We start from the raw sequence: 25,563 nt of genomic DNA on the forward strand, positions 1-25,563 counted from the left end.
ACAGCGCGAAGAGCGCCACCGTCAGCACCGTGAACACCACGACGGACATCACTCGAAACCTCTCTCTAAGCGGCACGTCCCAAGACGCGCCGGAGTGAGTCAAGCGCCCGATAAGCCCATATTCGAGGTCCTTTACGCCTTCTTAGCGTCCCAGGCGGCCGCGTTGACGCTCCGCTTACAGCGTCGCGCCGTGTGTCGTACCGATGTCGTCCACATCCCGCCCGAATCCATCAGGAAACCGTCAGGACCTGCTGTTTCGGGCAGCCGGAACGTCCGAAGACCCCGGAGAGGCATGCTCTTCGGGGTCTTCGCGGGCGACGGGTCAGCCCAGCGCGTCCGCCGTCTCCGGTGCCGGGACCGCCACCGACACCGTCGTGCGGTGACCGAGCAACAGGCAGGCCCCGATGCCGACGATCAGCACCGCAGAGGGCAGCACCATCGTTTGCGCCAGTGCGGCGCTGAACGCGGACCGCATCGGTCCGGACAGTGCGGCGCCCTCGACGGACGGGATGCCGTGCGCGGCAAGCCGGGCCGGGATCAGCGCGCCGATACCCGCGCTACCGAGCACCAGACCCACCTGGCGCGCGGTGTTGTAGACACCCGCACCCACCCCGGCCTGATGCATGGGCAGCCCGTAGGTGGCGATGGCCGCCAGCGGCGACCACACGCACGCGTTGGCGACGCCCATGCACACCAGTGGCAGCAGCAATTGCCACAACGGGGTGTCGGGCTTCATCACCAACCCGAACCAGGCGATACCGAGAGCGAATCCGGCGAACCCGACCGTCGGCACCAACCTCGGATGAACCCGATCGACCAGCTTGCCGACGATCGGCGAGAACAGCGCGGTGAGGAACGCCATCACGATCCACACCGTCGCGGCCCGGGTCGGCGACATGCCGCGCACATTCTCCAGATAGAAGTAGCCCGGCAACATCATGCCCGTGGTGGCGACCCCCATCGCGGTCATGGCCAGCGTGCTCAACGCGAAGTTCCGATCCCGGAACAGCGACAGCGGCACCAGCGGCTCGCCGGAGTCGCGGGCCTGTACCGCGAGGAAGGCGAGCAGCAGGATCACCCCCGCCCCGATGCACAGCCAGATCCGCCCCGACCAATGCTCGGCATTCCCCTGCTGAATTCCGAAGACCAGCAAGAACATTCCGCCCACACTGAGCGCCACCGACGGCAGATCGAACCGGTGCCGATGCGTCGGCAACGACGGCACGAACACCACCGCCAGCACGAACGCCACCACCCCGATGGGCACATTGACCAGGAAGATCCACTTCCACCCCAGCCCGTCCACCAGCACACCGCCGATGATCGGACCGATCAGCGAGGCCACCCCCGCCACCGACCCCCACGCGCCCATCGCAGCACCGCGCTTGTCGGCCGGGAAGATCCGGGTGATGACCGCCATGGTCTGCGGCGTCATCAGCGCCGCCCCGATCCCCTGCACCGCCCGCGCCGCGATCAGCATCGTGACGCTGGTGGACAAACCACACCCCAGCGAGGCGAGGGTGAACACCGTCAGCCCCACCAGATAGATCACCTTGGGCCCGAACTGATCCCCGAGCCGCCCGGTCACCAGCAACGGCACCGCGTAGGCGAGCAGGTAAGCACTCGTCACCCACACGACGGTCGAGACGCCGGTATGCAATTCGGCCATGATCGCCGGATTCGCCACCGCCACAATGGTCATGTCGACCAGCAGCATGAAGAATCCGAAACACAAGGCCCCCAGCGTCGCCCACGGGCTCCGTTCGGTCTGGGTGGTCATACGATGCCAACTCCTTCTACCCGGGCGGGGCTCAATTCGCAGATGAGCACCGGCACTTCACGTTCGGCCCACCGCTGCATCCAGGCGAACTCCTGGTTCTTGCGTGCCAGCAGGGACCAGGTGTGCTTGCGTTCGTCGGATCCGGGCTCGAGAATCCGCGCCCTGGTCTCGTACTTGTCACCGGCGATCTGCACGGTGACATCCGGATTCCGCTGAATGTTGCGGAACCAGTTCGGTAGCGTCTCCTGTCCGCAATGCGATGCGGCGAAAGCGATTCGGTCATCCTCGAGCGGCAGATAGACCACCGCGACCGTCCGCGGCACGCCGGATTTGCGCCCGACCGTGGTCAGGACCGCGATGGGCAGCGGGTCCTTGCGGAAACTGCCGAAGAAGTCCCACTGCGCGGCCCGGCGGCCGTCGGTCTTGACGTAGATCCAGGTGTTGAGCCGGGTGACGACCTTGAGAATGCGCGCGTAGGCGCGGGTGTTCAGCCAGAAGGGTGTGAATCTCATTTCGCGCGCCCCCGCATCATCATCGGCAGACCGTTGTCGGGCCCCAGCACGCCGCGCATCCGCCACTGCGGCCGGTAATTCGGCACCGTCACCGGCGCGAACCTGCGGGCCAGCAGGATCACCAGCAGGTGGGTCTCCATGAAGGTGAAGTTCTTTCCGATGCACACCCGGTTGCCACCGGCGAAGGGGTGGTAGGCATACGGGTGCATGCCGTACTCGGCGTCGTTCATCCAGCGCTGCGGGTCGAATTTCTCCGGATCCGACCAGAAGTCGCGATGCCGGTGCGTGAAGTACGGCGCGACCAGCACGGTCGAGCCCGCCTTCACCGTGTAGGGCCCGAACTGGTCGTCCGCGACGACATCACGCAGGTAGATCGGCGCCGGCGGGTACAGCCGCAGCGTCTCCTTGATCACCCCGAGCGTGTAGGGCGCGTCCTTCAGATCCTCGAGCGAAATGTCCTGCGGCAGTGCGTCGACCTCGTCGTGCAGGGTGGCCGCCACCTCCGGATTGGTGGCCAGGACGTACCAGACGAACGCCAGGGTGCGCGCGGTGCTCTCGTGCCCCGCGATCAGCATGGTGACGCACTGATCGCGCAGCAGCTTGTCACTGAGCGTGGTCTCGCTCGACATGATCTGCGACAGCAGATCCGCGGGCCGCTGATCGGCCGGCAGCTTGCGGCGTTCGGCGATCACGTGCAGGACGAACTCGTCCAACCGCTGCCGCGCCACCTCGTACTCGTGACGCGCCGGGGTCGGTACCCACTCGGGCGGGCGGAAGCGGTTGAGCTGCCGGCCGGAAGTGTACTGGATCATGGTCTCCACCGCGTCCTGCAACTGCTCACGGACGTCCTGGGCGGTGGTGCTGAACAGGCTCTTCAGAATGATCGACGCGGTCAGAGCCGCCATCTCCGAAAGCATTTCGACCGGCTCGTGGCTACCGGCCCGGCCTTCCCACCGGCGCGCGAACCACTCGGCATCCTCCATCATCAGCGGCGCGTACCCGCGGACCGCCTTGGGAGTGAAGAAGGGCGACAGCATCTTTCGCTGCTCCTTCCACTCCCGGCCGACGCTGGTCACCAGACCGTCACCGATCAGCAGCGTGCGCGCGCCGTCGTAACTGGGGCCCTTGGTGTATTTGTCCATGCGTTCGACGTTCACCGCGCGGGCGTGGTCGGGATGCGCCAGCACCACAATGCGTTTGGCGGCGACGCGCAGTTCGGAGATGTCACCGTGCTCACGCCACATGCGTTCGATGATCTCCAGAATTCCATTGCGCTGGAAATCGATCGCGGTACGAATACCGATGCGGTCGTAATTTCCGGGAATCGGACGAGATTCCCCGGACCCGATATCCGTCGCCGCGCTCCCGTGCGCGACCGGGCATTCGTTGACGCTAGTCATCTGCTCCACCATTCTCGATGTCACGAACAAAGCTGGCGACAGCGGCAGCGACAGTGCGTGGTTGTTTTCTCCAGGAGAAGTGCCCGAGCCCCTCGTCGATGACGCGGCGGCGAATCGCCGCGCTGCGGAACTTGCTCAACAGGACGTCGGTCTGCCAGGCGGGGACATTGCGGTCCCCGGTGAAAGTGATCGCGAGCATCGGTGTCTCGCTGTCGGCCATACCGGCCTCGTAGTCGTAATCGGCGCCCCCGAGCTCGTATCGCCCGGTCTTGGCGATGCGCACGATATCGAGCACGAGTCCCCGGGTCGGCGCGCCGAGCAGTTTGGTGCGCGGCACCACCCCGATCGCACCGACGAGCTCCAGCACGAGCTTCGTGAGCACCGTGCGGAAAACGGTCACGTTCCGCATCTGGTCGACCGGGGCGGTACCCGAGGCGACCAGCACCAGCCCCGCGATGTTCTTCTCACGCGCCGCGTAGCAGGCCGCCAGCTGACCGCCGAAGCTGTGTCCGAGGACGTACAGCGAGGAGCCCGGGAACAGCCCACGCGCTCGTTCGGCGACCAGGTGGTAGTCGTTGATCACTTGGTCGTGCATGCCGTAGCGGCTCGTCCGGGCCGGCTCGGGCCGGGATTCACCCTGGCCGTGCAACTCGCCCACAACAACCGTGTAACCGAGTGCACACAATTCACCGGCGAATTGATGGTATTGCGCTCCCCGCGCACCAATTCCGGGCCACACCACGATGACCGGCGCGTCCGCGTTCTCGGCGCGAAGCACTTCCAGTTCGGTGCGGACACCGTCCGGCATTTCGACAGTCCCCGACCGGTTTTCACCAGGATCCATCATTGCCCCCATTCACGAAATTCGGGATATCTCGATCCCTTTCCGACCATAAGGGCCACCCGGTCCGCGGAAAAGTTCCACCGAGCGCGGTCCGTTACCACCGACAGCGGCCACCGGGGGCGAATTCCACGATTTCGCAGGTCATCCGGGTGCACCGGACGCGGCGACGCTGTTACGAAATGTCCCGCCCCAGGCCAGAACTGCGTAACGAAACGTTGAATTCGTAACACGACCGTCCGGATAGGCGACTCGCATCGCTTTCCTTGTGTGGCCGAGGCTTCCGGAGCGTGAGAGCATCGGAGAAACCCGACCTGCGACCCAGGAAGGTCAGCGCACGCCATGTCAGCCCGACAGACACGCACCGCCACCGTGCCGCGGCTCGCCCAGCGCTCGGAGGCACGAGCCACCTATGCCCGGATCCTCGACGCCGCACAGCACGCGTTCGCGGAACAGGGCCCCTCGGTGTCGCTGGCCGAGATCGCCCGCCGCGCCGGGGTAGGCGCCGGAACGGTCTACCGCTGCTTTCCGACCAAGGCCGGGCTACTGGAAGCCGTTCTGGAACAACGGATCGAACGGCTCAACGCGCTGGCCGCCAATCATCTCAAACATCGCGATCCGGGCGTGGCGTTCTTCGATTTCTGCATCGAGGTCGTGTCGTCGGCACCCGTCGAGGAGACGCCCTGCGATCTGCTGACCCTCGGCGACGGCTGGCCCCGCGCCCGGGTGCACGGCGCGGGCATGCGGTTCCACCAGGGCCTGACCCTGCTGCTGGCCGCGGCCCAGCACAACGGCGCGGTACGCACCGACATCTCGGTCTCCGACGTGCTCGGCCTCTTCACCGCATGCGTGGCCGCCCAGCGTCTCCCCGGCCAGGCCGCGCCGATCGGGCGGACCGCCGCCCTGATCCTGGATTCACTTCGGGCCGACCGGAATTCGACCGCGACCCTCACCACCGCCTCCGGCCGAGACGAGCGGGACGGCGATCGCGACGGGCACGGCTGCCACATGTGCGGCAGCGTGCTGTCGCAGTCGGGAACCGGCCGACGGGCGCGATACTGCTCCCCCGCGTGCCGGCAGAAGGCGCACCGCGAGCGGACCCGGCTCGCGGGGCCCTCCTCGACGGTGGCATGAGCGCCGTCGGCTACCTCACGTAGGTCCGCCGACCTAGTGGCCCATCACCCTGAGGATGGTGCCGTCCAGGGCCGCAATGACGTAGCCGCCGTCGTGGTATTCGTTTGAGATGTAGACGCGGAAGACCTGTTGGCCGTCGCTGAAGGTGCCGCGGGTGTCGACGATGATGTAGCGGCTCGTCGGGTTGGAGACCTTCAGTTGCTGGGCGGCGGTGGCCAGCAGATTGGGGATAATGTCCCAGTTGATGGAGCTCAGGTCGATGGTGTGGCCGGTGAGCTGGCCGCCTACGCTGTCGCGTTTGGCGGCGCCGGCGCGGTAGATGTAGTTGTCGTAGTGGTTGGGCTGGTTCGCGACGGGGGCGCCCGTGGACACGTGTTCGGGGTAGATAGTGGTTTCGGTGAATTGCTTTCCGCCCGTAGCCTCCTCCAAGGCAGCGACGGCCTTGCGTACTCCCTCGGGGGTCAGCAGGTCGGCGGTGGGGTCGCCGTTGGCGGTGGTCGGCGCGATGACAGTGGGCAGGGCTACATCGCTGCTCAGGATGATGCCGGTGGGCGGAACCGGGGCGGTGGGCAGGCTCGATCCGCCTTGGTTGCCGGAAGAGGGCCACAGGGCGATGGCGGCGACGACAGCGACGGCCAGACCGGCGCCGACGACGGCCAGAATCCACGGGCGCGTATTGCGTTGCGGCACAGCCGGTGTGGGATTCGGCGGCATTGGCACGAACGCCTGGGGCGCGGTGAACCCGCCGGGATGCTGAATGGTCGTCGCGAATCCCTGGGGCGGCATCTGCGGGAATGACTGCGGCTGGGCCACCGTCGCGAACCCCTGCGCGGATTGGGACCCGGTCGCGAATCCCTGTGCAGGCTCGGCCGCGGTCGCGAATCCCTGCGCGGACTGGACTGTCGCAAACCCCTGGGGCGGCTGGACTGCGGTCCCGTACCCCTGTGGCGCGTGGAAGGGCTGCGGGGGCGGGGTCAGGTCCTGGGGCGAGGTGGTCGTGCGGAATGAGTCCGACAGCTGTTGGTGGGCAAGCTGTTCCGGGGCGGTGTCGCCGGTGGCGATGGCCTGGGCGAGCATGCGGTCGACCTGGTCGGCGGGTGGGCGGTGGCCGGGGTTGGGGACCAGGAGGGCTTGGATGACGGGGCTCAGGGCGCCCGCTTGGCGTGGGGGCGGGACCGAGCCCATGAGGACGGCGGCGAGGGTGGCTACGTCGGTGTCGCGGCGCATGGGCTGGTAACCCTCGACGGCGGCGAACATTACGAGGCCGAGGGACCAGAGGTCGGAGGCGGGGTTGCCTTCGTGGCCTTGCAGGCGTTCAGGGGCGACGTAGGGCAGGGAGCCGACGACGCTGCCGGTGGACGTGAGGCCGGTCAGGTCGTTGACGGCGGCGATGCCGAAGTCGGTGAGGACGGGGGAACCGTCGGTGCGCAGCAGGACATTCGGGGGTTTCACGTCGCGGTGCAGGACGCCGACGGCGTGCGCGGCGCGCAGGCCGGCGAGGATGCCGCGGCCGACCCAGGCGGCCTGGGCCGGGGTCATGGGGCCGTCGTCGAGGCGGTCCGCGAGCGAGCCGCCGGCGACCAGTTCCATGACGATCCACGGATGTTTCTCGGCCGGGGTGTCCACGATGTGGTGAATGGCCACCACATTCGGGTGGGCGATGCGGGCCAGTGCGCGCGCTTCGCGCAGCACGCGTTCGCGCTGCACCTCGGCCGCGGTCGCTTCGCCGTCGGCCTTCACCTCTTTCAGCGCCACTTCGCGGTGCAGTGCGACGTCGTACGCCCGCCACACCGTGCCCATGCCACCGCTGCCGAGGGGCTCGATCAACTCGAAACGCCCGTCGACCATTGACCGCCCGGAATTCACGGACGTCAGCTTAGGGTTCCCACACTGCCTACGCGAGATCTGGTACCGGTCGGCCTTTTCCGGCCCGGGTCAGCGGTGGCGGTCGCTGCCTCAGCCGCCCTGCAAAGCGTTGCCGAGCCCGGTGGCCGCGCCGAGCTCGTAACCGACAGCCGCGCCGATGGCGCCGATGGTGACACCGGCCACGATCGCACTGAGCACAGCGCCTATCACGGCACCGATGCCGGCCCCCGCGAGGGCGCCACCCCCGGCCCCGATAGGCGCACCCACTCCCAGGGTCGGAACGCCCATGGCGAGACCACCCGCTACCCCGCCGATGGCCGCACCGACCGCAGCCCCGACGAGCGCCCCTGGCACGGCCCCGATCACCGCGCCCGATACCGTCCCCACGACCGCGCCGATGATGAGACCGGCGGCGCCGCTGCCCACGATCAGGTTGGTGGTGTTCTGCGAGTAGTTGCTGTCGACAGGGACCGTGGGCAGTCCGTCGCCGACGGCGGCCTGGGCGGCGGCCGCGGCGTTCTTCACCTGATCGAGGACTGCGGCGGGAATCGCCGGCACGCCGGGCTGCACCGGGCCGGCCTGAATCTGTTGGAAGAGCGCGGCGGCCGGGTCGCTGGGCTGCGCCGCGGCCTCGGCCGTGGCGACGGAGCAGGTCACGGCGACGGCCAGTGGTATCGCGCCGACAATCGGCAACAAGGCGCGTCGCGACGCGCTGGTCCGGGATCCTCCATACCGACGAGCCATTCGACCACCCTCTCGCTGGATTCGACTTGGGAATCTGCTGCAGCAGGCGAGAATGCTCCCCTGGCTACCGGTGATACGACGCGTGCGTCACGAATGGTAGCTGATCAGTAGCTATTTTCGGCCGAAGGACATGGCCCATCTCGGATCCTGCCCGCGCGACCAGGTCACGATGCCCCCGGGACCGCTCGGATCCTGTCAACAACACCGGACACGGCCGTAAAGAAACCGTCAGGACCGCCGACCTGACCAGCATCGGAGGTAAGAAGTGGGAACCCGGCCACGCGCCCGCGCGCGGCCGGATGCACCTGTCCATATCCAAGGAGAAGCCGTGCCACACATCGCCGTCACCCTGATGGTGATCTTCGGGTTCCTCGGTTGCGCCCTCATGCTGCGCATGCTGGCCAACGCCGAAACCACCCGCGAACCCGTCCGCACGGCGCAGCAGGGCATCCGCGCACCGCGCGCGATGATGGACGAGTGAAACGCGGCGAGGGCGAGCGCCGTGCCCGGGCTCGCCGCAACGGCGGACGCCTCCTCAGGCCTCGTCCGGGTGCCGGGTGAGCAGCCGCTCGGTGGCGTCGTACTCGTAGAGTTCGGCATAGCGTCCCCAGTCGATGGCGATCCGCAGTTGTCGCCGCGCGGCGTGCTCGGTGAAGCCCCGCCGCAGCAGGTCGAGGAAGAAGCCGTCGCGCAGCCGCTGGTTGCGCGCACCGGCCAGCGCGTGGTCGATCGCCGCGACCAGAGGCGCCTTGGCCCGCGCCAGCCGCGCGAAAATGGCCTTGGCACTGTCGATATCGGCCTCGGTGAACAGGGTGCCGTCGAGGGTGAGCTCGATATCCCCGTCGGCGGTGGTGGCCAACCCCAGCATGGTGGCGGCGTCGACCAGCGGCATCAGATCGTCGACCTCGAAGCGCAACCCGCCCGCCAGATCCGGCAGGTCGGCCCGCCCGCCTCGGGCGGCAACAAAATCCAGCATGCCGCCGATTCCGTCCACCCCGGCATCGGGCAGCGGCCGGGTAGTGGGGCTGGGGGTGATGCTCGGCCAGCTGCCATCGAAGGTGACGTCGGTGAGCATCCGATAGGCCTGGTCCACCAGCGCCTGGAACCCCGCGCCGCGCGGGTCTCGCGGCTGCGGGAGACGCACCTGGATCTCACCCTTGATTCGCCCGGGATTGTTGTCCAGCACCAGGATTCGGTCGGCCAGCTGCACGGCCTCCTCGATGTTGTGGGTGACCATCAGCATGGTCTTGGTCGGGAAGGCAGTCTCCGCCCGCAGTCGCATGAGCTCGCCGCGCAGGTTCTCGGCGGTCAAGACGTCCAGCGCCGAGAACGGCTCGTCCATCAGCAATACCTCCGGCTGCACCACCAGGGCGCGGGCGAATCCCACCCGCTGGCGCATGCCGCCGGAAAGCTCCTTGGGATAGGCGTTCTCGAAACCGTCCAGGCCGATCATGTCGATGGCGTCGGTGACCCGCTCGCCGCGCTCCCAGGCCGAAATCCCTTGGGCGCGAAGGCCGAGTTCGACGTTCTGCCGCACAGTCAGCCACGGCAGCAACGCGAAGGTCTGGAACACCATGGCGGTATCGGCATTCGGCTCGGTGATCTCGGTCTGCCGGATGCGCGCGGACCCCGCAGAGGGGAGCGTCAGGCCCGCGATGATCCGCAGCAGCGTGGACTTGCCGGAGCCGGATTTGCCCAGCAGCGCGACGATTTCGCCCTCGCGCAGCTCGAGGCAGACATCCGAGAGCACAGGCAGCTGCTCGCCGGAGGGGTTGGTGAAGTTCTTGGTGACACGATCGACGGTGATGATGGGGGCGGACACGATGGGTCCTCCTTTCGAAAAGTGTTTCAGCTCAGCGAGAATCGCCGTTCGGCGGTGCGCTGCAGGCGTCGCCACAACAGGCGGTTGATCGTCACCGTGACCACGCTCATCACCACGGTGCCGAGCAGCACCCTGGCGAAGACGTCGTCGGTGGTGGCGTTGGTGATGTACGCGCCCAGGCCGTAGGCCTCCATACGCGTGTTCCCGGCCTCCACGACCTCGCCGACCAGCGTGGCGTTCCACGCGCCGCCGAACGCGGTGATCGCGCCGACCACGTAGCCGGGGGCGATCGCGGGCAATATCAACGACTTCCAGCGCTGCACGCTGTGCACGCCGAGATCGTCCATGGCCTCGCGCAGGTCCGTCGGGATCTGCCCGGCCGCCGCGATCACGTTGAACAGCACGTACCACTGCGCACCCAGCGCCATCAGCACGATGCCGCCGACATTCAGTGAGATGCCGGTGTAGGTGAGCGCCGCGATGACGAAGATGAACAAGAACTGGGCCGGGAAACTGGCCAGCACCTGCACCACCGGCTGAGCGAACCGGCAGACGCGCGGATTCATCCCGATCCACACGCCGACCGGCACCCACACGATGGTGGAGACCACCAGCAGCACTATCACGCGGCCGAGGCTGGCTAGCCCCATCAGCGAGGTCGGCCCGAATTCGGCCAGGCCAACGGTTCGTTCGAAGTAGGAGGCGAGTGCCCAGGTGCCCCAGGCGAGCGCGGCGAAGAGCAGTCCGAAGAAGAGCACATCGCCGATGCGGCTGCCCGCGCGCTCGTCGTAGGCGGAACGGGTGCTGCGCCCGAAGACCCGCATGAGGCGATCGACGTGCTCACCGACCGGTCGTAGGACCCGTGCCAGCCGGCCCGGCACCGTGCTGCGGCGCAGCAGGTCGAGCACCAGACTCCTCGGGGCCTGCGCACTTTCGGTGTGCTCCACCCGGAATCGCTCCGACCACGCCGTGAGCGGCCGCCAGAACACCACGTTCACCAGGACGATGGTGAGCACCATGACCAGCGCACCCACGATGAGATTGCCGACCTGAGCCTCCGAGGTGGCCGCCGCGATGAAGCTACCCATGCCGGGCAACGCTTCGTCCCGGCCGGATACCGTGATGACCTCCGAGGCCGCGAGCATGAACCACGCGCCGCCGAAGCTCATCATGCCGTTCCAGATCATCGGCACCATCGCCGTCGGCACCTCCAGCTGCCACAGCCGCTGCCAGCGGGTGAGCCGCATCATGCGGGCCGAATCATCCAGCTCCCGGGGCATATTGCGCAGCGCCTGGTAGTAGGCGAAGGTCATGTTCCAGGCCTGCGCGGTGAAGATGGCGAAGATGCACGCCGCCTCCGCGCCCAGATACGAGCCGTGGAACAGGCCCACGAACGCGGTGACCGTGATCGAAACCAGCGCCAGCACCGGCACCGACTGCAGCACGTCGAGGGCCGGGATGAGCACCTTCTCGGCTCGCCGCGAGCGTGCCGCCCACTGGCCGACGATCAGTGTGAAGAGGATGGACGCCGCCAGGCCGATGAACATGCGCAGCGTGGTGCGGGCCGCGTAATAGGGCAGATTCGCGGGATCGGTCGATACGGCCTCGGTTCCGGTATCCGGCGTCCAGGGCACCGACATGTCCCGAAACAGCCGCAGCACCAGCAGGATCAGCAGCACGCCCGCGCCGATGATCAGGTAGTCCACCGCTCGGAGCCGGCCGCGTACCCGCGGTACCTCGGGAGTCGTCTTGGGGCGGTCCGGAATTGTCAATTCAAGAGTCATTGCTGTTCACCTCGCTCCGAGCGGCTTCGTCGCAACTCAGTTGGTCGATTCGGCGGCGACCGCGGGCGGTGCGGTCATGACGTTGTAGGCGTGGACGGCCGAGGCCAGCACCGCCGGTACGCCGACGAGCAGGTTGAAAACCACGACGCCCATTCCGGCCCCGACCACCGCGCCTTCCAGACAGCCGGTGATGGCGCCGGGAATCGCCAACGTGCCCAACGTCAATGCGCCGACCGCGAGACCTTGGCCCGCGCCCAGCAGGACGCAGCCCAGCGGCGCGCCGATGACGGCACCCAGCAGCGTGCCCACCGCCAGGGCCACGGTGAGCTCGTTGTTGACGTTCTGGAAGACGGTATTCATCCGATCCTCGAAGCTGTCGGGATCGGCAATCTGCTGTGCCGCAGGGCCTTCGGCTTGCGCCTCCGCGACGGCGTGCAGCTCCGCGGCGATGCGTCGTTCCTCGGCGCTGACCGGTCGGGCCCGATCCGGGCTCGGGGTGAGGGTGGCGCTGTCGCCGTCGATGCGGGCGTCGATCGGGTACGTCGTGTCCTGCTTCGTGATGGTCAGCGGGATCGCCCCCACCACCACGCCCTGCGGATCGAGGATCTGCAGCTGGTCGGCGGTGGTTCGGAACGTGCCGAGGTCGGTGTGCAGCACCACCGATCGGTCCACGATCCGGGCGTCGCCGGACACGGCCTGAACGTTCACAGCGTCGGCGAGCCGGACGTCCGGTCCGGGTGCTGTGGCCGAAGCGGCAGCCGGGGCGACCAGTCCGGCGGCGGTCAGCGCCGCGGTGGCGAATGCGAGCAAGCGAATTCTCATCGGGATGTTTCCCCTCGGGATACCGCTGCCCGCATCGGTTTCCGGGCAGCATCGAATACCGTCGAGCACGGTGGTGCCGACGGGTCGGATATATATGCGAATCTCCGAATTCATTCGTAAAATGTGCACGCGAATAATCCGGTGCCGCGCAGGCGGCATCGTGATATCGGAGAATTACGTGCGTCGAGATATCGACGCGGTGTTGGTGTGCTGGCTAGCGGCCCGGACCGAGGCGGAGGGGCCGGCCCGGAGATCCCGGGTCATCATCGGGTGCCATCTTGCTACCCGACCTCCTCACTGGTAGAACGCGATTCGTCAACGCACGCGGGGAGGTCGCCCGGAACTCTCGGGGCGGACGCACACCCCTCTCGTCAGAGTTTTGGCACTGCACGACGTGTTCCGAATCGGAAAGCCACTTTGGATTACCCCTTGATCCGGAGAAATCTGTCCTAACCTTGGGCGTCTCTCGACGTCGTCAGATCAGTGGCCTATGTTCGTGCAGGAGCCTCGCCTATCGAGGTGCAACAGGGAACCTAGTTAACGACTCGTTAAAAGTCAAAACCGCTATTCGCTCATTCTTCGACCGTGGCCGACGCCACTGACAGGGCACCGGGCGGATGGCGTTGCGGAGCCGGTGGCCCCCGCCAAGACCACCGATGTCGGATTACCTACCCAACGTTGCGTGACGCGGCAGCAGCGGTCAGCCGTTCGGCTCCACGCTGGGATGCCGTGACGGCCTCCCGGGCATAGCGATGCATGCGCTGCTCGTAGTCGGCAACGGCGCTGAGCAGCGTGCCCCGGCCGGAGCCGAGACACATGGACAGGGTGGCGGCATCGCGCAGAGCGGTGTTCGCGCCCAGTCCGCCGGCCGGGCTCATGGCGTGAACGGCGTCGCCGAGCGCGGTCACTCGGCCGCCCGGCCAATCCGTCAGCGTCTGGGCCGAGCGAATCGGCAAGACTGCCAACGCGTTCCGATCGGAGGCAGTGAAAACAGCCCGCAGTCCAGGATGCCAATCCGCGCTGATGCCGACGGCCGTCTCGAGCATGTCGCCATCGAGTTCTCCGCTGTCGGCGAATCCGAGGGCCGTGCGCGTTCCGAAACACGCCCAGTACAGATAGTCGTTCACCGGTGTGAGGCGACGCCCGTCGAAAGCGCTCGCGCGGAATGCCATCGCATCCACGATGACGGCGAATCCCTCGGCGAATACCACCGACGTTCCGTCGAGCAGCGTTTCGGCGACCAGAGCGCGGGTGCGGGGAGTAAGCGTGGTTCTGCCGTAGAGACAGACCATCCCGGTGTCGACCGGATCAGCTGCGGGTACCAGTTGCCTGCGTACCGCGGAGTTCACCCCGTCGGCCGCCACCAGCACGTCGCACACCGTACTGGTCCCGTCCCTGAATCGCGCCGTAACCCCGCCCGCGCTCTCGCTGACATGTATCAGCTCCTTGCCGAACCGAATTTTATCGGTGATGCCGGTCATCAGAATCTCGCGCAGGGTCTGCCGGTTCACACTGAGATCACCATCCTCGGCCGTGTCCGCGCCCTCGACGGCCGAGGGCCGCCACGTATCCACCACCCGCCCCGATACCTCGTTCAACTCCACGTCGACGAACCGTCCGCCCGACCCGGCCACCGCGGACGTGTCCCGCAACATCTCCACCAGTTCCCCCGGCAAACACTCGGCCAAACTCTGCTGCCCGGTCTCATCGATCCGAATGCGGTACCCCTGAGTTCGGCTATCCGCCTCCGCATCCCGTTCGTACACCTCGAACTCCATGCCGTTCCCGCGCAGCCCCTGTGCCAGGCACAACCCGCCCAGCCCCGCTCCGGCAATCACAACTCGCACTATCGCACGCTCACTCTCACAACAAGATCGACCACTCACACCGAACCGGTGCACAGCCACGCTCGCTGTCTTCGCTTGCGCCGGGCTTGCACCACGCTGGCGCGTCCGGCAATGGACCACCGCGGGCAGCTGTCCATCCCGTCGACCACGCAGCATCACGGCAAGCGACGACCGATCAACCCCACGCTCGCCGTAACAACCCGCAGGATTAACCGGTCAACCGCCCATACGTGCCGTGGCATGCTCGCGTCGGCGAACAAGCCCAGCGCGCCACGGGTGATCCTTGACGTCACACGAACAGTCGGTGGCGGACGTTTCGGCGAGGATGCGCTGCCCGAGAATTGACCCTCGCCCGACGTAGTGCTGAAAGGACTGCCTGAACGAGGTCCCATGTAATGAGAGCGTCAAACGGCTAGCCCCGTAGTTTTCATCTGCTTCGGTCTGCTTCGGTCCGCTCGGATGGCGTCAACAACCCGACACACCGTCGTAAAGAAACCGTCAGGATCGGCGACTTGACCAGCATCGGAGGTATGAAGTGGGGAGCCCGGCCACGGCCGGGGCGATACCCGCACATATACAAGGAGAAACCGTGCCGCACGTCGCCGTCACCCTGATGGTGATCTTCGGGTTCCTCGGTTGCGCCCTCATGCTGCGCATGCTGGCCAACGCCGAAACCACCCGCGAACCCGTCCGCACGGCGCAGCAGGGCATCCGCGCACCGCGCGCGATGATGGACGAGTGAAACGCGGCCAACTACGCATCTACCTGGGTGCTGCCCCGGGCGTGGGCAAAACCTACTCGATGCTCGGCGAAGCCCATCGGCGGCTGGAGCGTGGACGCGATGTGGTGGCCGCGGTCGTGGAGACCCACGGCCGCAGCAAGACCGCGGAGCTGCTCGCCGGGATCGAGCGCATCCCGCCGAAGATGGTCGAATACCGGGGGGCGACGCTGCCCGAACTCGACGTCGAGGCGGTGTTGCGGCGCGCGCCGGCCGTGGTGCTGGTGGACGAGCTGGCGCACACCAACATTCCCGGCGGCAAGCACGAGAAGCGGTGGCAGGACGTGCAGGAGCTGCTGGACGCGGGCATCGACGTGGTGTCCACGGTCAATGTGCAGCACCTGGAGAGCCTCAACGACGTGGTCGAGCAGATCACGGGCGTGGTGCAGCGGGAAACCGTGCCGGACTGGGTGGTTCGCGCCGCCGACCAGGTGGAACTCGTCGACATCACCCCGGAAGCGTTGCGGCGCAGAATGTCCCACGGCAACGTGTACGCCGCCGAGAAGGTGGACGCCGCGCTGCGCAACTACTTCCGGCCCGGCAATCTGACCGCCCTGCGGGAGCTGGCGCTGCTGTGGCTGGCCGACCAGGTCGATGCCGCGCTCGCCAAATACCGTGCCGACCACCAGATCACCACCACCTGGGAGGCGCGCGAACGCGTCGTGGTGGCGGTGACCGGCGGCCCGGAATCGGAGACCATCGTGCGGCGCGCCAGCCGCATCGCCGCCAAGTCCAGCGCCGAACTGATCGTGCTGCACATCGTGCGCGGCGACGGCCTGGCCGGGGTGTCGACGCAACGGCTGCACCGGCTGCGCGATCTTGCCACCGGTCTCGACGCCGAACTGCACACCGTGACCGGCGAAGACGTGCCGACGGCGCTGCTCGATTTCGCCCGCCAGGTCAATGCCACCCAGCTGGTGCTGGGCACCTCGCGGCGCTCGCGCTGGGCGCGCATGGTCGACGAGGGCATCGGCGCGACCGTGGTGCAGGAGTCCGGCAAGATCGACGTCCACATGGTGACTCACGAGGAATCCAATCAGGGCGGCTTCCGCTGGTCGGCGCTGACGCGGCGGGAACGCAATCTGGGTTCCTGGTCGGCGGCGTTCTTCGTGCCGTCGCTGATCTGCGCGGTCATCTACTTCTGGCTCGACCGCCTGCTGGATCTCAGCGGTGAGAGCGCCCTGTTCTTCATCGGCGTCATCGCGGTGGCGCTGCTGGGCGGCGTGGCCCCGGCCGCCCTGTCCGCCTTGCTGTCCGGGGTGTTGCTGAACTGGTTCTTCACCGAACCCCGCCACAGTCTCACCATCGATCAGCTCGACAATTTCCTCACCATCGTGGTGCTGCTGCTGGTGGCGGTCGCGGTGGCGGCGCTGGTGGACGTGGCGGCCAAGCGGGCGCTGGAGGCGCGCAAGGCTTCTCGCCAGGCCGAGCTGCTGACCTTGTTCGCGGGCTCGGTGCTGCACGGCGCGAACCTGCAGGATCTGCTGGAACGCGCGCGGGAGACCTACGGCCAGGACGCGGTCAGTCTCGTCACCGATGACGAGGTGCTCGCGTCGGTGGGAGATCAGCCGCCGACGAAGGTCGGTGACGCCGAGACCGCTGTGGAGGCGGGCGATGACATGCATTGGCTGCTGTTGCGAGGACGAGCCGTGACGTCCGGGGACCGCCTGGTGCTGGGCGCGGTCGCGAATCAGGCGGCGGGACTGGTGCAGCAGAAACAGCTGCGCGCCGAGGCCAGTGCCGCGCAGGCGGTCATGGAGGCCGACAAGCTGCGCCGCGCCCTGCTGTCGGCGGTCAGCCACGACCTGCGCACGCCGCTGGCCGCGGCCAAGGCGGCGGTGTCGAGTCTGCGCAGCGACGACGTCGAGTTCTCCCCCGAGGACACCGCCGAATTGCTGGAGACCATCGAGGAATCGGTGGATCAGCTGACCGCGCTGGTCGGCAATCTGCTGGACTCCTCCCGCCTGGCGGTCGGGGTGATCAAACCGCAGATGCGCAAGGTCTACCTCGACGAGGTGGTGCATCACGCGCTGATGGGCATGGGTACCCGCGGGATGCGCCGCACCACCATGGACCGGGTGAAGGTGGATGTCGGGACCATCGCGGTGCGCGCGGATTCCGGTCTGCTGGAACGGGTCCTGGCCAATCTGATCGACAATGCCGCCCGCTACTCGCCCCGGGATTCGATGGTGCGGGTGGCGGCCGAGCAGGTCGGCAAGCGGGTGGCGGTTACCGTGGTGGACACCGGCCCCGGCGTACCGACCGGCCTGGAGGATCAACTGTTCGAGCCCTTCCAGCGGCTCGGCGACCGCGACACCTCCACCGGCGTGGGCCTGGGCCTGTCGGTGGTGCGCGGCTTCGTGGACGCCATGGGCGGCACCGTACACGCGGAACCCACCCCCGGCGGCGGACTGACCATGGTGATCGACCTGCCCGGGGGCGACGACCCCGCGGACACTGAAGAGGAGAACGGGTGACGAACGCGGCGGCGGCGCCGATCAAAGTCCTGGTGGTCGACGACGAACCACAGATCCTGCGCGCCCTGCGCATCAATCTGTCGGTGCGCGGCTACGAGGTGACGACCGCGTCCACCGGCGGTGCGGCCCTGCGCGCGGCAGCCGAGAAACACCCCGAGGTCATCATTCTCGACCTCGGCCTGCCCGATATCGACGGCATCGAGGTGCTGGCCGGACTGCGCGGCTGGTCCACCGTCCCGGTCATCGTGCTCTCGGCCCGCACCGACTCCTCCGACAAGGTGGAGGCGCTCGACGCGGGCGCGGACGACTACGTCACCAAACCGTTCGGCATGGACGAACTGCTGGCCCGCCTGCGCGCCGCGGTCCGCCGCTCGGCGACGACCGCCGACACCGCCGAGCCGGTCATCGAAACCTCTTCCTTCACCGTCGATCTGGCCGCGAAGAAGGTCACCCGGCACGGGCGCGACGTGCACCTGACCCCCACCGAATGGGGCGTGCTGGAGATGCTGGTCCGCCACCAGGGCAAACTGGTCGGCCGCCGGGAACTGCTGCGCGAAGTGTGGGGCCCGTCGTACGCGACCGAAACCCATTACCTGCGTGTCTATCTCGCCCAGTTGCGCCGCAAGCTCGAGGACGACCCCTCCCAGCCCAAGCACCTGCTCACCGAGGCGGGCATGGGCTACCGGTTCCAGTCCTAGGCCCGCAGACAAGATCAGGGGGCTCTCACCGCGTGGAATCGGACAGGATTCCACGCGGGAGAGCTCCCTGCTCTCGTTCGGAACCCGTCAGCTCGGCAGGGACGCCGTGTGTTCGGATTTCACGGCGTCGAGCTTGCCGGGGTCCAGGCCGAGACGGGCGAGCATGGTGGGCGCCACCTGGGTCAGCGAAACCTGCTCGGCGACATCGTGCTTCGCGATGCCCGAGCCCACCACCAGCAGCGCGACATGCCGGTCGTCGGGGCTGTCGCCACCGTGCTCGGCGATCTTGGACTTGCCCGCGGTGTAGACCGTGCCGACGGTGCCCGCGAACAGGTCCGGCACCCGGGTGTCATCGGCGGCCGCGCCGAAGAACTTGGCGGCCTCGGCCCCGGCGAAGACGTGGCTCGGGTCCACGCCCGACGCCGTGAAGGGCTTCGGGTTGCCGTTGATGTCGGTGCCGGTGCCGTTGGTCTCGAGCACCTTCCGCTTCGCGAAGGCGGTGGCCTCGGGCGAGCGGTCGGCCAGCCACCAGACCAGCGCGGCGTCGTCGATGGAGTGCTCGATCAGCTTCGGGGTCTGCGGATGGGTGGCCGCCCATTCCTTGTTGACGGCGTCGACGATCGGCTTGTCGTCCACGCGGGTCAGCGCGTCCGGCTTGATGGGTGACTGCCCGTGCTTGGCGGTCACCACGATCGTGGTCTTGTCGCCCAGACCCGCCTTGTCCAGGGCCGCGACGAAGCGGCCGATCTGCTGATCCACGAAGTCCAGCGAAGCCGCCAGCGGCGCACCGGGTTTGCCGTCCGAGCCGTACCCCTTCGACACGGGCAGCTTCTGGGTGACCGAGACCGCCTGGAAGTTCATGCCGAACACCGCGGGCACCCCGGGCGACTGCGTGCCGGAGTGGTCCTTGCCGCCGATCTCGTTGACGATGGCGTCGGCCTTGTACGTGTCGTACTGCTTGACTGCGTCGACGTCCTTGGTCCAGGCCGCGCCCTTGGGCGACTTGCTGTCGATCTCGGGGGTGAACAGGTCGTCCACCGAGCGGCCGCCCTTGCCGTTGACGATCTGATACGCCGGATGCTTGTCCGACCAGGCGGTGCGCTGACCGGCCTCGTGCACCACCGAGAAGACGGTGTTCACCTTCAGATAGTCCGACGGCGCAATCGGCTTGCAGGTGGCCGGATCCACCGGCAGCTTGGCCGGATCGAGCACCGCGCTCGGGTCGCCGGTCATGGCGGCGATGCCGTTCGGCAGGCCGGACAGGCCCTGGCCGCCGTCGAGCTGATCGGTGTCCTTGTCGATCTCCTCGGTCAGCGCGACCTGCGCGCCCTTCTTGGCGGTCGCGCAGTCCTTGGTGCCGGCCGGCAGCAGGTCGCGGGCCCAGGTGTCGTCGTAGTAGACGCCGGTGGTCTCGGGGCTGCCGCCGGTGAGCAGGGCCACCATGCCGGGGAAGGAGTCGGCGGGTGCGGGAGCCTGCGCGTTGGTGTAGTGCGCGCCGCGCGCGGCGAGCTTCGCCAGCGCCGAATCCTGGTGTGCGGCCACATAATCGGCCAGATCCGACTCGTGCATGCCGTCGATCGACAGCAACAGCACATGCTGATCGTGCTGCGCCGCGTCGCCGCCGGACCCGCAACCGGCGACCGCCAGCCCCAGCACCGCACACGCGCCGGCCGCCGCCAGCCGGTATCCCATACTGCTCACCCTGACACTCCATTCCGCACCTGCGGCCACCCGAACGGGCGGGCCGAGACCCGGAAAGGGTTGCGGGCGTGGGTGACGGCCGGGCGTCGGCCCGGTGATGGGCGCGCGAACACTGGCTGGGAGTTCGCGCCCGATCCGAGCGGTTCAGCGCAGCGGCGGCGCGGCGCTCACCTGGTCATCCGGACCGGCAGCGACTTGAGACCGTTGTTCAGGTTCGAGCGGATCCGCCGGGCGTCGCCGGTCTGCTCCAGTTTCGGGAAGCGGGTCAGCAGCTCCTCGAAGAACACCCGGCCCTCCAGCCGCGCCAGGTGCACACCCAGGCAGAAGTGCTGGGCCAGGCCGAAGGACAAGTGCGGGTTGGGATTGCGGCGGATGTCGAAGCTCTCGGCGTCGGCGAAGACATCCTCGTCACGATTGGCCGAGGTGTACCACATGGCCACCTTGTCGCCCGCCTTGATCGGGACGCCGCGGATCTCGGTGTCGGCGGTCGCGGTGCGGCGGAAGTAGTGCAGCGGGTTGGCGTAGCGCAGGATCTCCTCCACCGCACCGGGAATCAGCGCCGGGTTCTCGCGCAGCGCGGCCAGCTGTTCGGGATGCGCCAGCAGCAGTTGCAGACCCGAGGACAGCATGGTCTTGGTGGTGTCGTTGCCCGCGGTCACCAGCTGGGTGAAGAAGCTGCCGAACTCCAGATCCGACATGGCCTTTCCGCCGAAGGAGCCGCCCAGGATGAGCGAGGTCAGATCGGCCTGCGGCTCCTGCTCGCGCCGGGCCATGGAGAACTGGATGGCGTAGATGGCCATATTGGTGAGCTCGGCGGTCACGTCGAAATCGCCGACCAGGTCCGGATCCTGCTGGCTGACCGACTGTTCGGCCCAGCGCCGCAGGCTCGGCCAGTCCTGCGCGGGAATCCCGAACAGGCCGCCCACCACCTGGCTGGGCAGCACGCCCGCCACGTCGTGCACGAATTCCACGTCGCCGTCGACACTGTCGAGCAGGCTGCGGGTCAGTTCCCGGACCCGGTCCTCCATGTCGCCGACCACCCGCGCCTTGAAATGCTCGGCCAGCGGCTTGCGGTACTCGGTGTGCCGCGGCGGATCCATCATCAGCAGCATGTTGCGGGTCTGCTCGAGCCGTTCGGGCGGCTGGTTCTCCAGGATCACGCCCTCCACCTCGGCGGAGAACAGTTCCGGATTGCGCGCCACGTGCGCCACATCCGCGTGCTTGAGGATCGCCCAGTATCCGGGTTCGCCCGGCATCTCCTGCCAATGCACCGGATCCGTGCGCCGCAGTCCGGCGAAGATCTCGTGGATCGGCCCGGCCACGTACAGCTCGGGATCGTAGATGTCACTGACCGTGCCCACGGTCCACCTCGGTATTCACTTGCGGGTATACGTCTTTCGTTCGGACGCTAACCCCGGGCCGGACCCGGCGGCGCGGTTCGGTGCGGCGATCCCAGTCAGTGGACACGGTGTCACCCAGCACCCCCTGTCCGCGGCGACGGGGGCGATGAACCACCATGGTGGCCATGTCTGTTGCCGCGATCGTGTTCGACATGGACGGTGTGCTCATCGACACCGAACCCATCTGGGAGGAGGTGCGACGCGAGTACATCGACGAGCTGGCCGGGCGCTGGCTGCCCGACACCCAGGACCGGTTCATGGGTATGAGCACCGCCGAATGGTCGCGGTACACCAGCGCGGACCTGCTCGACGGCCGCCGCACCCCCGACGAGGTGGCCGAGGACGTGATCTCGCGAATGGCCGCCCGCTACGCCGCGCACCTGCCGCTCATGCCCGGCGCGGTCGCCACCGTGCGACGCCTGGCCGCGGACTACACCCTCGGGCTGGCCAGCTCCTCCCCGCGCCGGCTCATCGACGTGGTGCTCGACCACATGGGCGTCACCGACCTGTTCGCCGCCACCGTCTCCACCGAGGAGGTCGAGCGCGGCAAGCCCGCACCCGACGGCTACCTCGAGGCGGCCGCCCGGCTGGGCATCGAACCGGGCCGGTGCGTGGCGATCGAGGACTCCAGCAACGGACTGCGCGCCGCCCACGCCGCGGGCATGACGGTCATCGCGGTCCCCCACCCGAAATATCCGCCCGCCGCGGACGCCCTCGCGGCGGCCGCCTACGTCGCCGGCAGTCTGACCGACGTCACACCGGAGCTGGTGGCGGAATTCCGCTGACCACCCCGGTGTTCCGAACGAGCGGCGACCAGATGGTTGTCCCGAGTCAACAAATGGGAGGATCGTCCTATGTCCGAACAGACCGCCGCACCGCAGACCACCGCCACCGACCCGGCTGCCGAGCCGGTCAAGTTGTGGGCCGAACGCACCGGCACCCGCGCCTACACCGGCCGCAACAACCGGGGTGGCGAGGTGCTCATCGCGTCGGCGGGCGTGCCCGGCGCGTTCACCCCGGGTGAGCTGCTGAAGATCGCGCTCGCCGGCTGCACCGGCCTGAGCTCCGACTTCACCCTCTCGCGCCGCCTGGGCGACAACTTCGACGCCACCGTCCACGTCTCCGGCGACGCCGACCGCGAGAACGAGCTCTACCCCGAGCTCACCGAGGAAGTCGAGCTGGACCTCAGCGAACTCGACGCCGAGTCGCGCCAGCGCCTGCTGGTCGCCGCGCAGCGCGCCATCGACAAGGTCTGCACCGTCGGCCGCACCCTCAAGGCGGGCACCACGGTCAACCTCACCTTCCGCGTCGACGAATGAGCGCTGACCCGGTCCGGCTCAGCGCCTGGGTGCACGGCATGGTCCAGGGCGTCGGCTTCCGCTGGTGGACTCGCGCCCGCGCCCTGGAACTGGGCCTGACCGGTTACGCGCGCAATCACCGCGACGGCCGGGTACACGTCATCGCCGAAGGACCCCGCGATGCCTGCGAATCGCTGCTCGACCTGCTACGTTCCGGTACAACACCGGGTCGGGTAAACCTGGTGGTGGAAGACTGGGGTCCCGCCGCGGGCGGAATGACAGGATTCGAAGAACGCTAACGCGCGGCGAGCCCACGGAGTCGACGAATGGCCACTGACCGTACCGGCGGTCCGGAGCACCCGGACCGCCCCACCCCCGACCCCGCGCGCTCCACCGAACCTCCCAGTCCCCCAACCGATCCCGAGCACCGGGGCGACGCGGAACCCGGCAGCGAGTCGACGCCGCCGCACAGCGACCGCAACGCACCCACCGTCCGGGCCCCGATCGGGTCCAACCCCACTGTCCCCTTACCCGGTGGATCCCACGGCGACGCGGACGAGTCGAGCACCGAAGGCACGCCCGACGTACCTGGTGAGTCCGCCTCCGGCGCTTCAGGGCCCGCGCCCACTCTCCGTTTTCCGGTCACGGGGGCGCCGGGCGGGAACCAACCGACGCTGCCGCTGCCGGGGGCATCCCCGCACCAGCCGGGCACGACCGAACCGCACCCGCCGCATCCGATCGCCGGTGAATTCCACGGCGGCGCAGGAGCTTTCGGGAGCCCCGGCGCCACACCGGGCGGGCCGTTCGCGCCCGGCGCCGAACCACCGTTCACACTGCCGATGCCGTCGCTGGAGCCGGACGCGCCGCCCGTGCCCGCCGTCCCGGAGCCGCCGCGGCGCGGGAGCATGATCACGCAGGAACCCGGGATCACCCAGCCGCGGCCGCCGACGGTGGCCGAGGCGCGGGCGCGGGAGAAAGCGCGCAAGCGGGCCGAGGAACAGGCGCAGGCCGAAGCCGACGCGACGGAAGCCAAGCAGCGCAAGAAGAAGCGGGTCCTCATCGGCGGGGCCGCGGTGGTGGGCATCGCGGCGCTGGTCGGCGGCGGATACCTGGTGGCGTCGGCGTGGAACGGGCCCGAGGTCACCGCGTCCTGCACGGTCGTCGCGAAGAAGGGCGAGGTCGTGCCCATCGGTCCGGGGCAGACCATCACCGCCGACAAGGACAACCAGGAGATCGTGGTGCCGGACAACTACTGTTCGGACGCCCAGTCGCGCGGCACCACCAGCGGAGTCAGCCCCGGCTTCTTCCTCCTGGCGGGCCACTCCTACCGCTACTACTACGGCGGCACCGGCACCATCGGGCACGCGCCGTCCGGGGGCACCACAGTGGCCCCCAAGGGCGCGACAGTGAAAACCAAGAGCGGCGGCACGATTCAGCGCGGCGGGCTCGGAGCGAAGATCGGTGGAGGTTCCTAGTGCGGCGGGTACGCAGCACTCCGCGGCCGGGCTGGCAGCGGATCATCGAAAGTCAGGGCCTGGTCTACGGCTCCCCCGGGCAGTACCCGAACGGGCAGCCGCGTCCCTACTGGGACGAATCGGTGCACTACGAGTTCGACATGGACGAGATCCTCGCCATGGAGGCGCAGGTCGAGGTACTGCACTCGATGTGCCTGCACGCCGTGGAGCAGGTGGTGCTGACCGAACGGTTCGCCGATTTCGGTCTGCCGCAATGGAGCTGGGAACCCATCACCAAGTCCTGGCATCGCTCCGACCCGCACGTCTACGGCCGCTTCGACCTGCGCTACGACGGCCGCGGCCCCGCGAAACTGCTGGAGTACAACGCCGATACGCCCACCTCCCTGCTGGAGGCGGCGATCGTGCAGTGGCACTGGCTGACCGACACCCACCCCGACGACGACCAGTGGAACTCGCTGCACGAGAAGCTGGTCGAGCGCTGGGGTGAGCTGCGCGAATCACTGCCGGGCAGTCAGCTGCACTTCACCTGGTCCGGGTCGGACGGCTCCGGCGAGGACAACGTCACCACCGCCTACATGCAGGAGACGTCCGCCGAGGCCGGGTTCGACACCATCGCCCTGCCCATCGAAGAGGTCGGATTCGACACCGAACTGCACCGTTTCGTGGATCTGGCCGAAGCCCCGATCGAGGCCATCTTCAAGCTCTACCCGTGGGAATGGGCCCTCGACGACGACTTCGGCCGCCGCGTGGTGGAGTCGCTGCCGGAGACCATGTGGATCGAGCCCCTCTGGAAGACCCTGCTGTCCAACAAGGCGATCCTGGCGGTGCTGTGGGAGATGTACCCCGGCCACCCCAACCTGCTGCCCACCTACCTCGACAACCCGCACGAGCTCACCGAATACATCCGCAAGCCGAAACTGGGCCGCGAGGGCGCGAACATGACCATCGTGGGCGCGGGCCTGGAAACCGCGACCGGCGGCGTCTACGGCTCCGAAGGCTACGTCTACCAATTGCTGGACCCGCTACCGGAATTCGACGGTATGCGACCGGTTCTCGGTGCTTGGATCGTGGGCGACACGTCGGCGGGACTGGGCATCCGGGAGACCGTCGGCCTGATCACCGATGACAGCTCCACCTTCGTCCCGCACCGCATCCCGCAATAACGACCCCCTCCGGAGGACCAC

At 68.0% G+C, this 25,563-nt stretch carries 22 protein-coding genes and 1 riboswitch; of the genes, 10 read left to right on the forward strand and 12 right to left on the reverse strand.

Translation table 11 applies throughout. The features are described from left to right. Positions 1-322: 322 nt before the first annotated feature. The 4 genes from ACYVKL_RS34870 to ACYVKL_RS34885 are packed head-to-tail and all read right to left on the reverse strand — an operon-like array spanning position 323 to position 4,500. Positions 323-1,780 carry an MDR family MFS transporter gene (locus tag ACYVKL_RS34870; protein ID WP_379171863.1) on the reverse strand — a complete coding sequence of 486 codons (1,458 nt, stop codon included), beginning with the start codon at positions 1,778-1,780 and terminating at the stop codon, positions 323-325. Then, positions 1,777-2,292 (reverse strand): nitroreductase/quinone reductase family protein, encoded by a 516-nt coding sequence (locus tag ACYVKL_RS34875; RefSeq protein ID WP_357193537.1) that lies wholly within the window; start codon positions 2,290-2,292, stop codon positions 1,777-1,779. Before ACYVKL_RS34875 ends, ACYVKL_RS34870 begins: the two co-directional genes overlap by 4 nt. Further along, a complete protein-coding gene (locus ACYVKL_RS34880; protein ID WP_379171866.1) occupies positions 2,289-3,692 on the reverse strand; it encodes a cytochrome P450 in 1,404 nt (467 codons plus the stop codon). Before ACYVKL_RS34880 ends, ACYVKL_RS34875 begins: the two co-directional genes overlap by 4 nt. Continuing rightward, positions 3,685-4,500 carry an alpha/beta fold hydrolase gene (locus tag ACYVKL_RS34885; RefSeq protein WP_379171868.1) on the reverse strand — a complete coding sequence of 272 codons (816 nt, stop codon included), beginning with the start codon at positions 4,498-4,500 and terminating at the stop codon, positions 3,685-3,687. The genes ACYVKL_RS34880 and ACYVKL_RS34885 overlap by 8 nt, the downstream gene beginning before the upstream one ends. A 375-nt stretch (positions 4,501-4,875) precedes the next feature. On the opposite strand from ACYVKL_RS34885, the gene ACYVKL_RS34890 reads away from it, so the two are divergent. Beyond that, positions 4,876-5,667, forward strand: coding sequence for a TetR/AcrR family transcriptional regulator (locus tag ACYVKL_RS34890; RefSeq protein ID WP_379171870.1), 792 nt, complete (start codon positions 4,876-4,878; stop codon positions 5,665-5,667). A 33-nt stretch (positions 5,668-5,700) separates the two neighbouring features. On the opposite strand, the gene ACYVKL_RS34895 is transcribed toward ACYVKL_RS34890, so the two are convergent. Then, positions 5,701-7,533 carry a serine/threonine-protein kinase gene (locus ACYVKL_RS34895; RefSeq protein WP_379171871.1) on the reverse strand — a complete coding sequence of 611 codons (1,833 nt, stop codon included), beginning with the start codon at positions 7,531-7,533 and terminating at the stop codon, positions 5,701-5,703. A gap of 90 nt (positions 7,534-7,623) precedes the next feature. Then, positions 7,624-8,277, reverse strand: coding sequence for a hypothetical protein (locus ACYVKL_RS34900; RefSeq protein WP_379171873.1), 654 nt, complete (start codon positions 8,275-8,277; stop codon positions 7,624-7,626). A gap of 328 nt (positions 8,278-8,605) precedes the next feature. Here ACYVKL_RS34900 and ACYVKL_RS34905 point away from each other — a divergent pair, with 328 nt between their 5' ends. Then, positions 8,606-8,758, forward strand: a complete 153-nt coding sequence (locus tag ACYVKL_RS34905; protein WP_357193526.1) for a hypothetical protein — start codon at positions 8,606-8,608, stop codon at positions 8,756-8,758. Positions 8,759-8,812: 54 nt separating this feature from the next. Here the strand turns inward: ACYVKL_RS34905 and ACYVKL_RS34910 are convergent, their stop codons facing one another. The 4 genes from ACYVKL_RS34910 to ACYVKL_RS34925 form a co-directional block, all read right to left on the reverse strand. After that, positions 8,813-10,099: an ABC transporter ATP-binding protein gene (locus tag ACYVKL_RS34910; RefSeq protein ID WP_379171875.1), complete on the reverse strand. Its 1,287-nt coding sequence runs from the start codon at positions 10,097-10,099 to the stop codon at positions 8,813-8,815. Positions 10,100-10,125: 26 nt separating this feature from the next. After that, positions 10,126-11,883, reverse strand: a complete 1,758-nt coding sequence (locus ACYVKL_RS34915) for an ABC transporter permease (RefSeq protein WP_379171877.1) — start codon at positions 11,881-11,883, stop codon at positions 10,126-10,128. A 36-nt stretch (positions 11,884-11,919) separates the two neighbouring features. Continuing rightward, positions 11,920-12,705, reverse strand: coding sequence for a DUF8020 domain-containing protein (locus ACYVKL_RS34920; RefSeq protein ID WP_379171879.1), 786 nt, complete (start codon positions 12,703-12,705; stop codon positions 11,920-11,922). A gap of 356 nt (positions 12,706-13,061) precedes the next feature. Next, positions 13,062-13,231: riboswitch (M-box (ykoK) riboswitch) on the reverse strand. Between the two features lie 142 nt (positions 13,232-13,373). Continuing rightward, positions 13,374-14,612, reverse strand: a complete 1,239-nt coding sequence (locus tag ACYVKL_RS34925; RefSeq protein WP_379171881.1) for an FAD-dependent oxidoreductase — start codon at positions 14,610-14,612, stop codon at positions 13,374-13,376. Between the two features lie 529 nt (positions 14,613-15,141). Here ACYVKL_RS34925 and ACYVKL_RS34930 point away from each other — a divergent pair. From ACYVKL_RS34930 to ACYVKL_RS34940, 3 genes are read left to right on the forward strand one after another with little or no spacing between them, the layout of a single operon-like run. Further along, positions 15,142-15,294: a hypothetical protein gene (locus ACYVKL_RS34930; RefSeq protein WP_379171882.1), complete on the forward strand. Its 153-nt coding sequence runs from the start codon at positions 15,142-15,144 to the stop codon at positions 15,292-15,294. Next, positions 15,291-17,807: an ATP-binding protein gene (locus ACYVKL_RS34935; RefSeq protein WP_379171884.1), complete on the forward strand. Its 2,517-nt coding sequence runs from the start codon at positions 15,291-15,293 to the stop codon at positions 17,805-17,807. Before ACYVKL_RS34930 ends, ACYVKL_RS34935 begins: the two co-directional genes overlap by 4 nt. Then, complete coding sequence (locus ACYVKL_RS34940) at positions 17,804-18,505, forward strand: response regulator (RefSeq protein ID WP_379171886.1); 702 nt, start codon at positions 17,804-17,806, stop codon at positions 18,503-18,505. Before ACYVKL_RS34935 ends, ACYVKL_RS34940 begins: the two co-directional genes overlap by 4 nt. Positions 18,506-18,592: 87 nt before the next feature. On the opposite strand, the gene ACYVKL_RS34945 is transcribed toward ACYVKL_RS34940, so the two are convergent. Both ACYVKL_RS34945 and ACYVKL_RS34950 read right to left on the reverse strand, forming a co-directional pair. Next, positions 18,593-20,197 (reverse strand): alkaline phosphatase family protein, encoded by a 1,605-nt coding sequence (locus ACYVKL_RS34945; protein ID WP_379172088.1) that lies wholly within the window; start codon positions 20,195-20,197, stop codon positions 18,593-18,595. Between the two features lie 176 nt (positions 20,198-20,373). Next, on the reverse strand, positions 20,374-21,567 hold the full coding sequence (locus ACYVKL_RS34950; protein WP_379171889.1) for a cytochrome P450: 1,194 nt from the start codon (positions 21,565-21,567) through the stop codon (positions 20,374-20,376). A 164-nt stretch (positions 21,568-21,731) separates the two neighbouring features. Between ACYVKL_RS34950 and ACYVKL_RS34955 the strand changes: the two genes are divergently transcribed. From ACYVKL_RS34955 to ACYVKL_RS34975, 5 genes are all read left to right on the forward strand, one after another. Next, positions 21,732-22,391 (forward strand): HAD family hydrolase, encoded by a 660-nt coding sequence (locus ACYVKL_RS34955; RefSeq protein WP_379171891.1) that lies wholly within the window; start codon positions 21,732-21,734, stop codon positions 22,389-22,391. A 69-nt stretch (positions 22,392-22,460) separates the two neighbouring features. Continuing rightward, positions 22,461-22,925, forward strand: a complete 465-nt coding sequence (locus tag ACYVKL_RS34960; RefSeq protein ID WP_213557096.1) for an OsmC family protein — start codon at positions 22,461-22,463, stop codon at positions 22,923-22,925. Then, positions 22,922-23,203, forward strand: coding sequence for an acylphosphatase (locus tag ACYVKL_RS34965; RefSeq protein WP_357193510.1), 282 nt, complete (start codon positions 22,922-22,924; stop codon positions 23,201-23,203). The genes ACYVKL_RS34960 and ACYVKL_RS34965 overlap by 4 nt, the downstream gene beginning before the upstream one ends. Positions 23,204-23,230: 27 nt before the next feature. Next, positions 23,231-24,379: a hypothetical protein gene (locus tag ACYVKL_RS34970; RefSeq protein WP_379171893.1), complete on the forward strand. Its 1,149-nt coding sequence runs from the start codon at positions 23,231-23,233 to the stop codon at positions 24,377-24,379. Then, complete coding sequence (locus ACYVKL_RS34975) at positions 24,379-25,542, forward strand: glutathionylspermidine synthase family protein (protein WP_213557098.1); 1,164 nt, start codon at positions 24,379-24,381, stop codon at positions 25,540-25,542. The genes ACYVKL_RS34970 and ACYVKL_RS34975 overlap by 1 nt, the downstream gene beginning before the upstream one ends. Positions 25,543-25,563 lie beyond the last annotated feature (21 nt).

Source organism: Nocardia tengchongensis, assembly GCF_054781395.1.

Bases quoted from the DNA above. Each gene is read 5' to 3' on its own strand.
- ACYVKL_RS34870 (WP_379171863.1), bottom strand. From the start codon at position 1,780: ATGACCACCCAGACCGAACGGAGCCCGTGGGCGACGCTGGGGGCCTTG.
- ACYVKL_RS34875 (WP_357193537.1), bottom strand. From the start codon at position 2,292: ATGAGATTCACACCCTTCTGGCTGAACACCCGCGCCTACGCGCGCATT.
- ACYVKL_RS34880 (WP_379171866.1), bottom strand. From the start codon at position 3,692: ATGACTAGCGTCAACGAATGCCCGGTCGCGCACGGGAGCGCGGCGACG.
- ACYVKL_RS34885 (WP_379171868.1), bottom strand. From the start codon at position 4,500: ATGCCGGACGGTGTCCGCACCGAACTGGAAGTGCTTCGCGCCGAGAAC.
- ACYVKL_RS34890 (WP_379171870.1), top strand. From the start codon at position 4,876: ATGTCAGCCCGACAGACACGCACCGCCACCGTGCCGCGGCTCGCCCAG.
- ACYVKL_RS34900 (WP_379171873.1), bottom strand. From the start codon at position 8,277: ATGGCTCGTCGGTATGGAGGATCCCGGACCAGCGCGTCGCGACGCGCC.
- ACYVKL_RS34915 (WP_379171877.1), bottom strand. From the start codon at position 11,883: ATGACTCTTGAATTGACAATTCCGGACCGCCCCAAGACGACTCCCGAG.
- ACYVKL_RS34920 (WP_379171879.1), bottom strand. From the start codon at position 12,705: ATGAGAATTCGCTTGCTCGCATTCGCCACCGCGGCGCTGACCGCCGCC.
- ACYVKL_RS34945 (WP_379172088.1), bottom strand. From the start codon at position 20,197: ATGGGATACCGGCTGGCGGCGGCCGGCGCGTGTGCGGTGCTGGGGCTG.
- ACYVKL_RS34955 (WP_379171891.1), top strand. From the start codon at position 21,732: ATGTCTGTTGCCGCGATCGTGTTCGACATGGACGGTGTGCTCATCGAC.
- ACYVKL_RS34960 (WP_213557096.1), top strand. From the start codon at position 22,461: ATGTCCGAACAGACCGCCGCACCGCAGACCACCGCCACCGACCCGGCT.
- ACYVKL_RS34965 (WP_357193510.1), top strand. From the start codon at position 22,922: ATGAGCGCTGACCCGGTCCGGCTCAGCGCCTGGGTGCACGGCATGGTC.
- ACYVKL_RS34970 (WP_379171893.1), top strand. From the start codon at position 23,231: ATGGCCACTGACCGTACCGGCGGTCCGGAGCACCCGGACCGCCCCACC.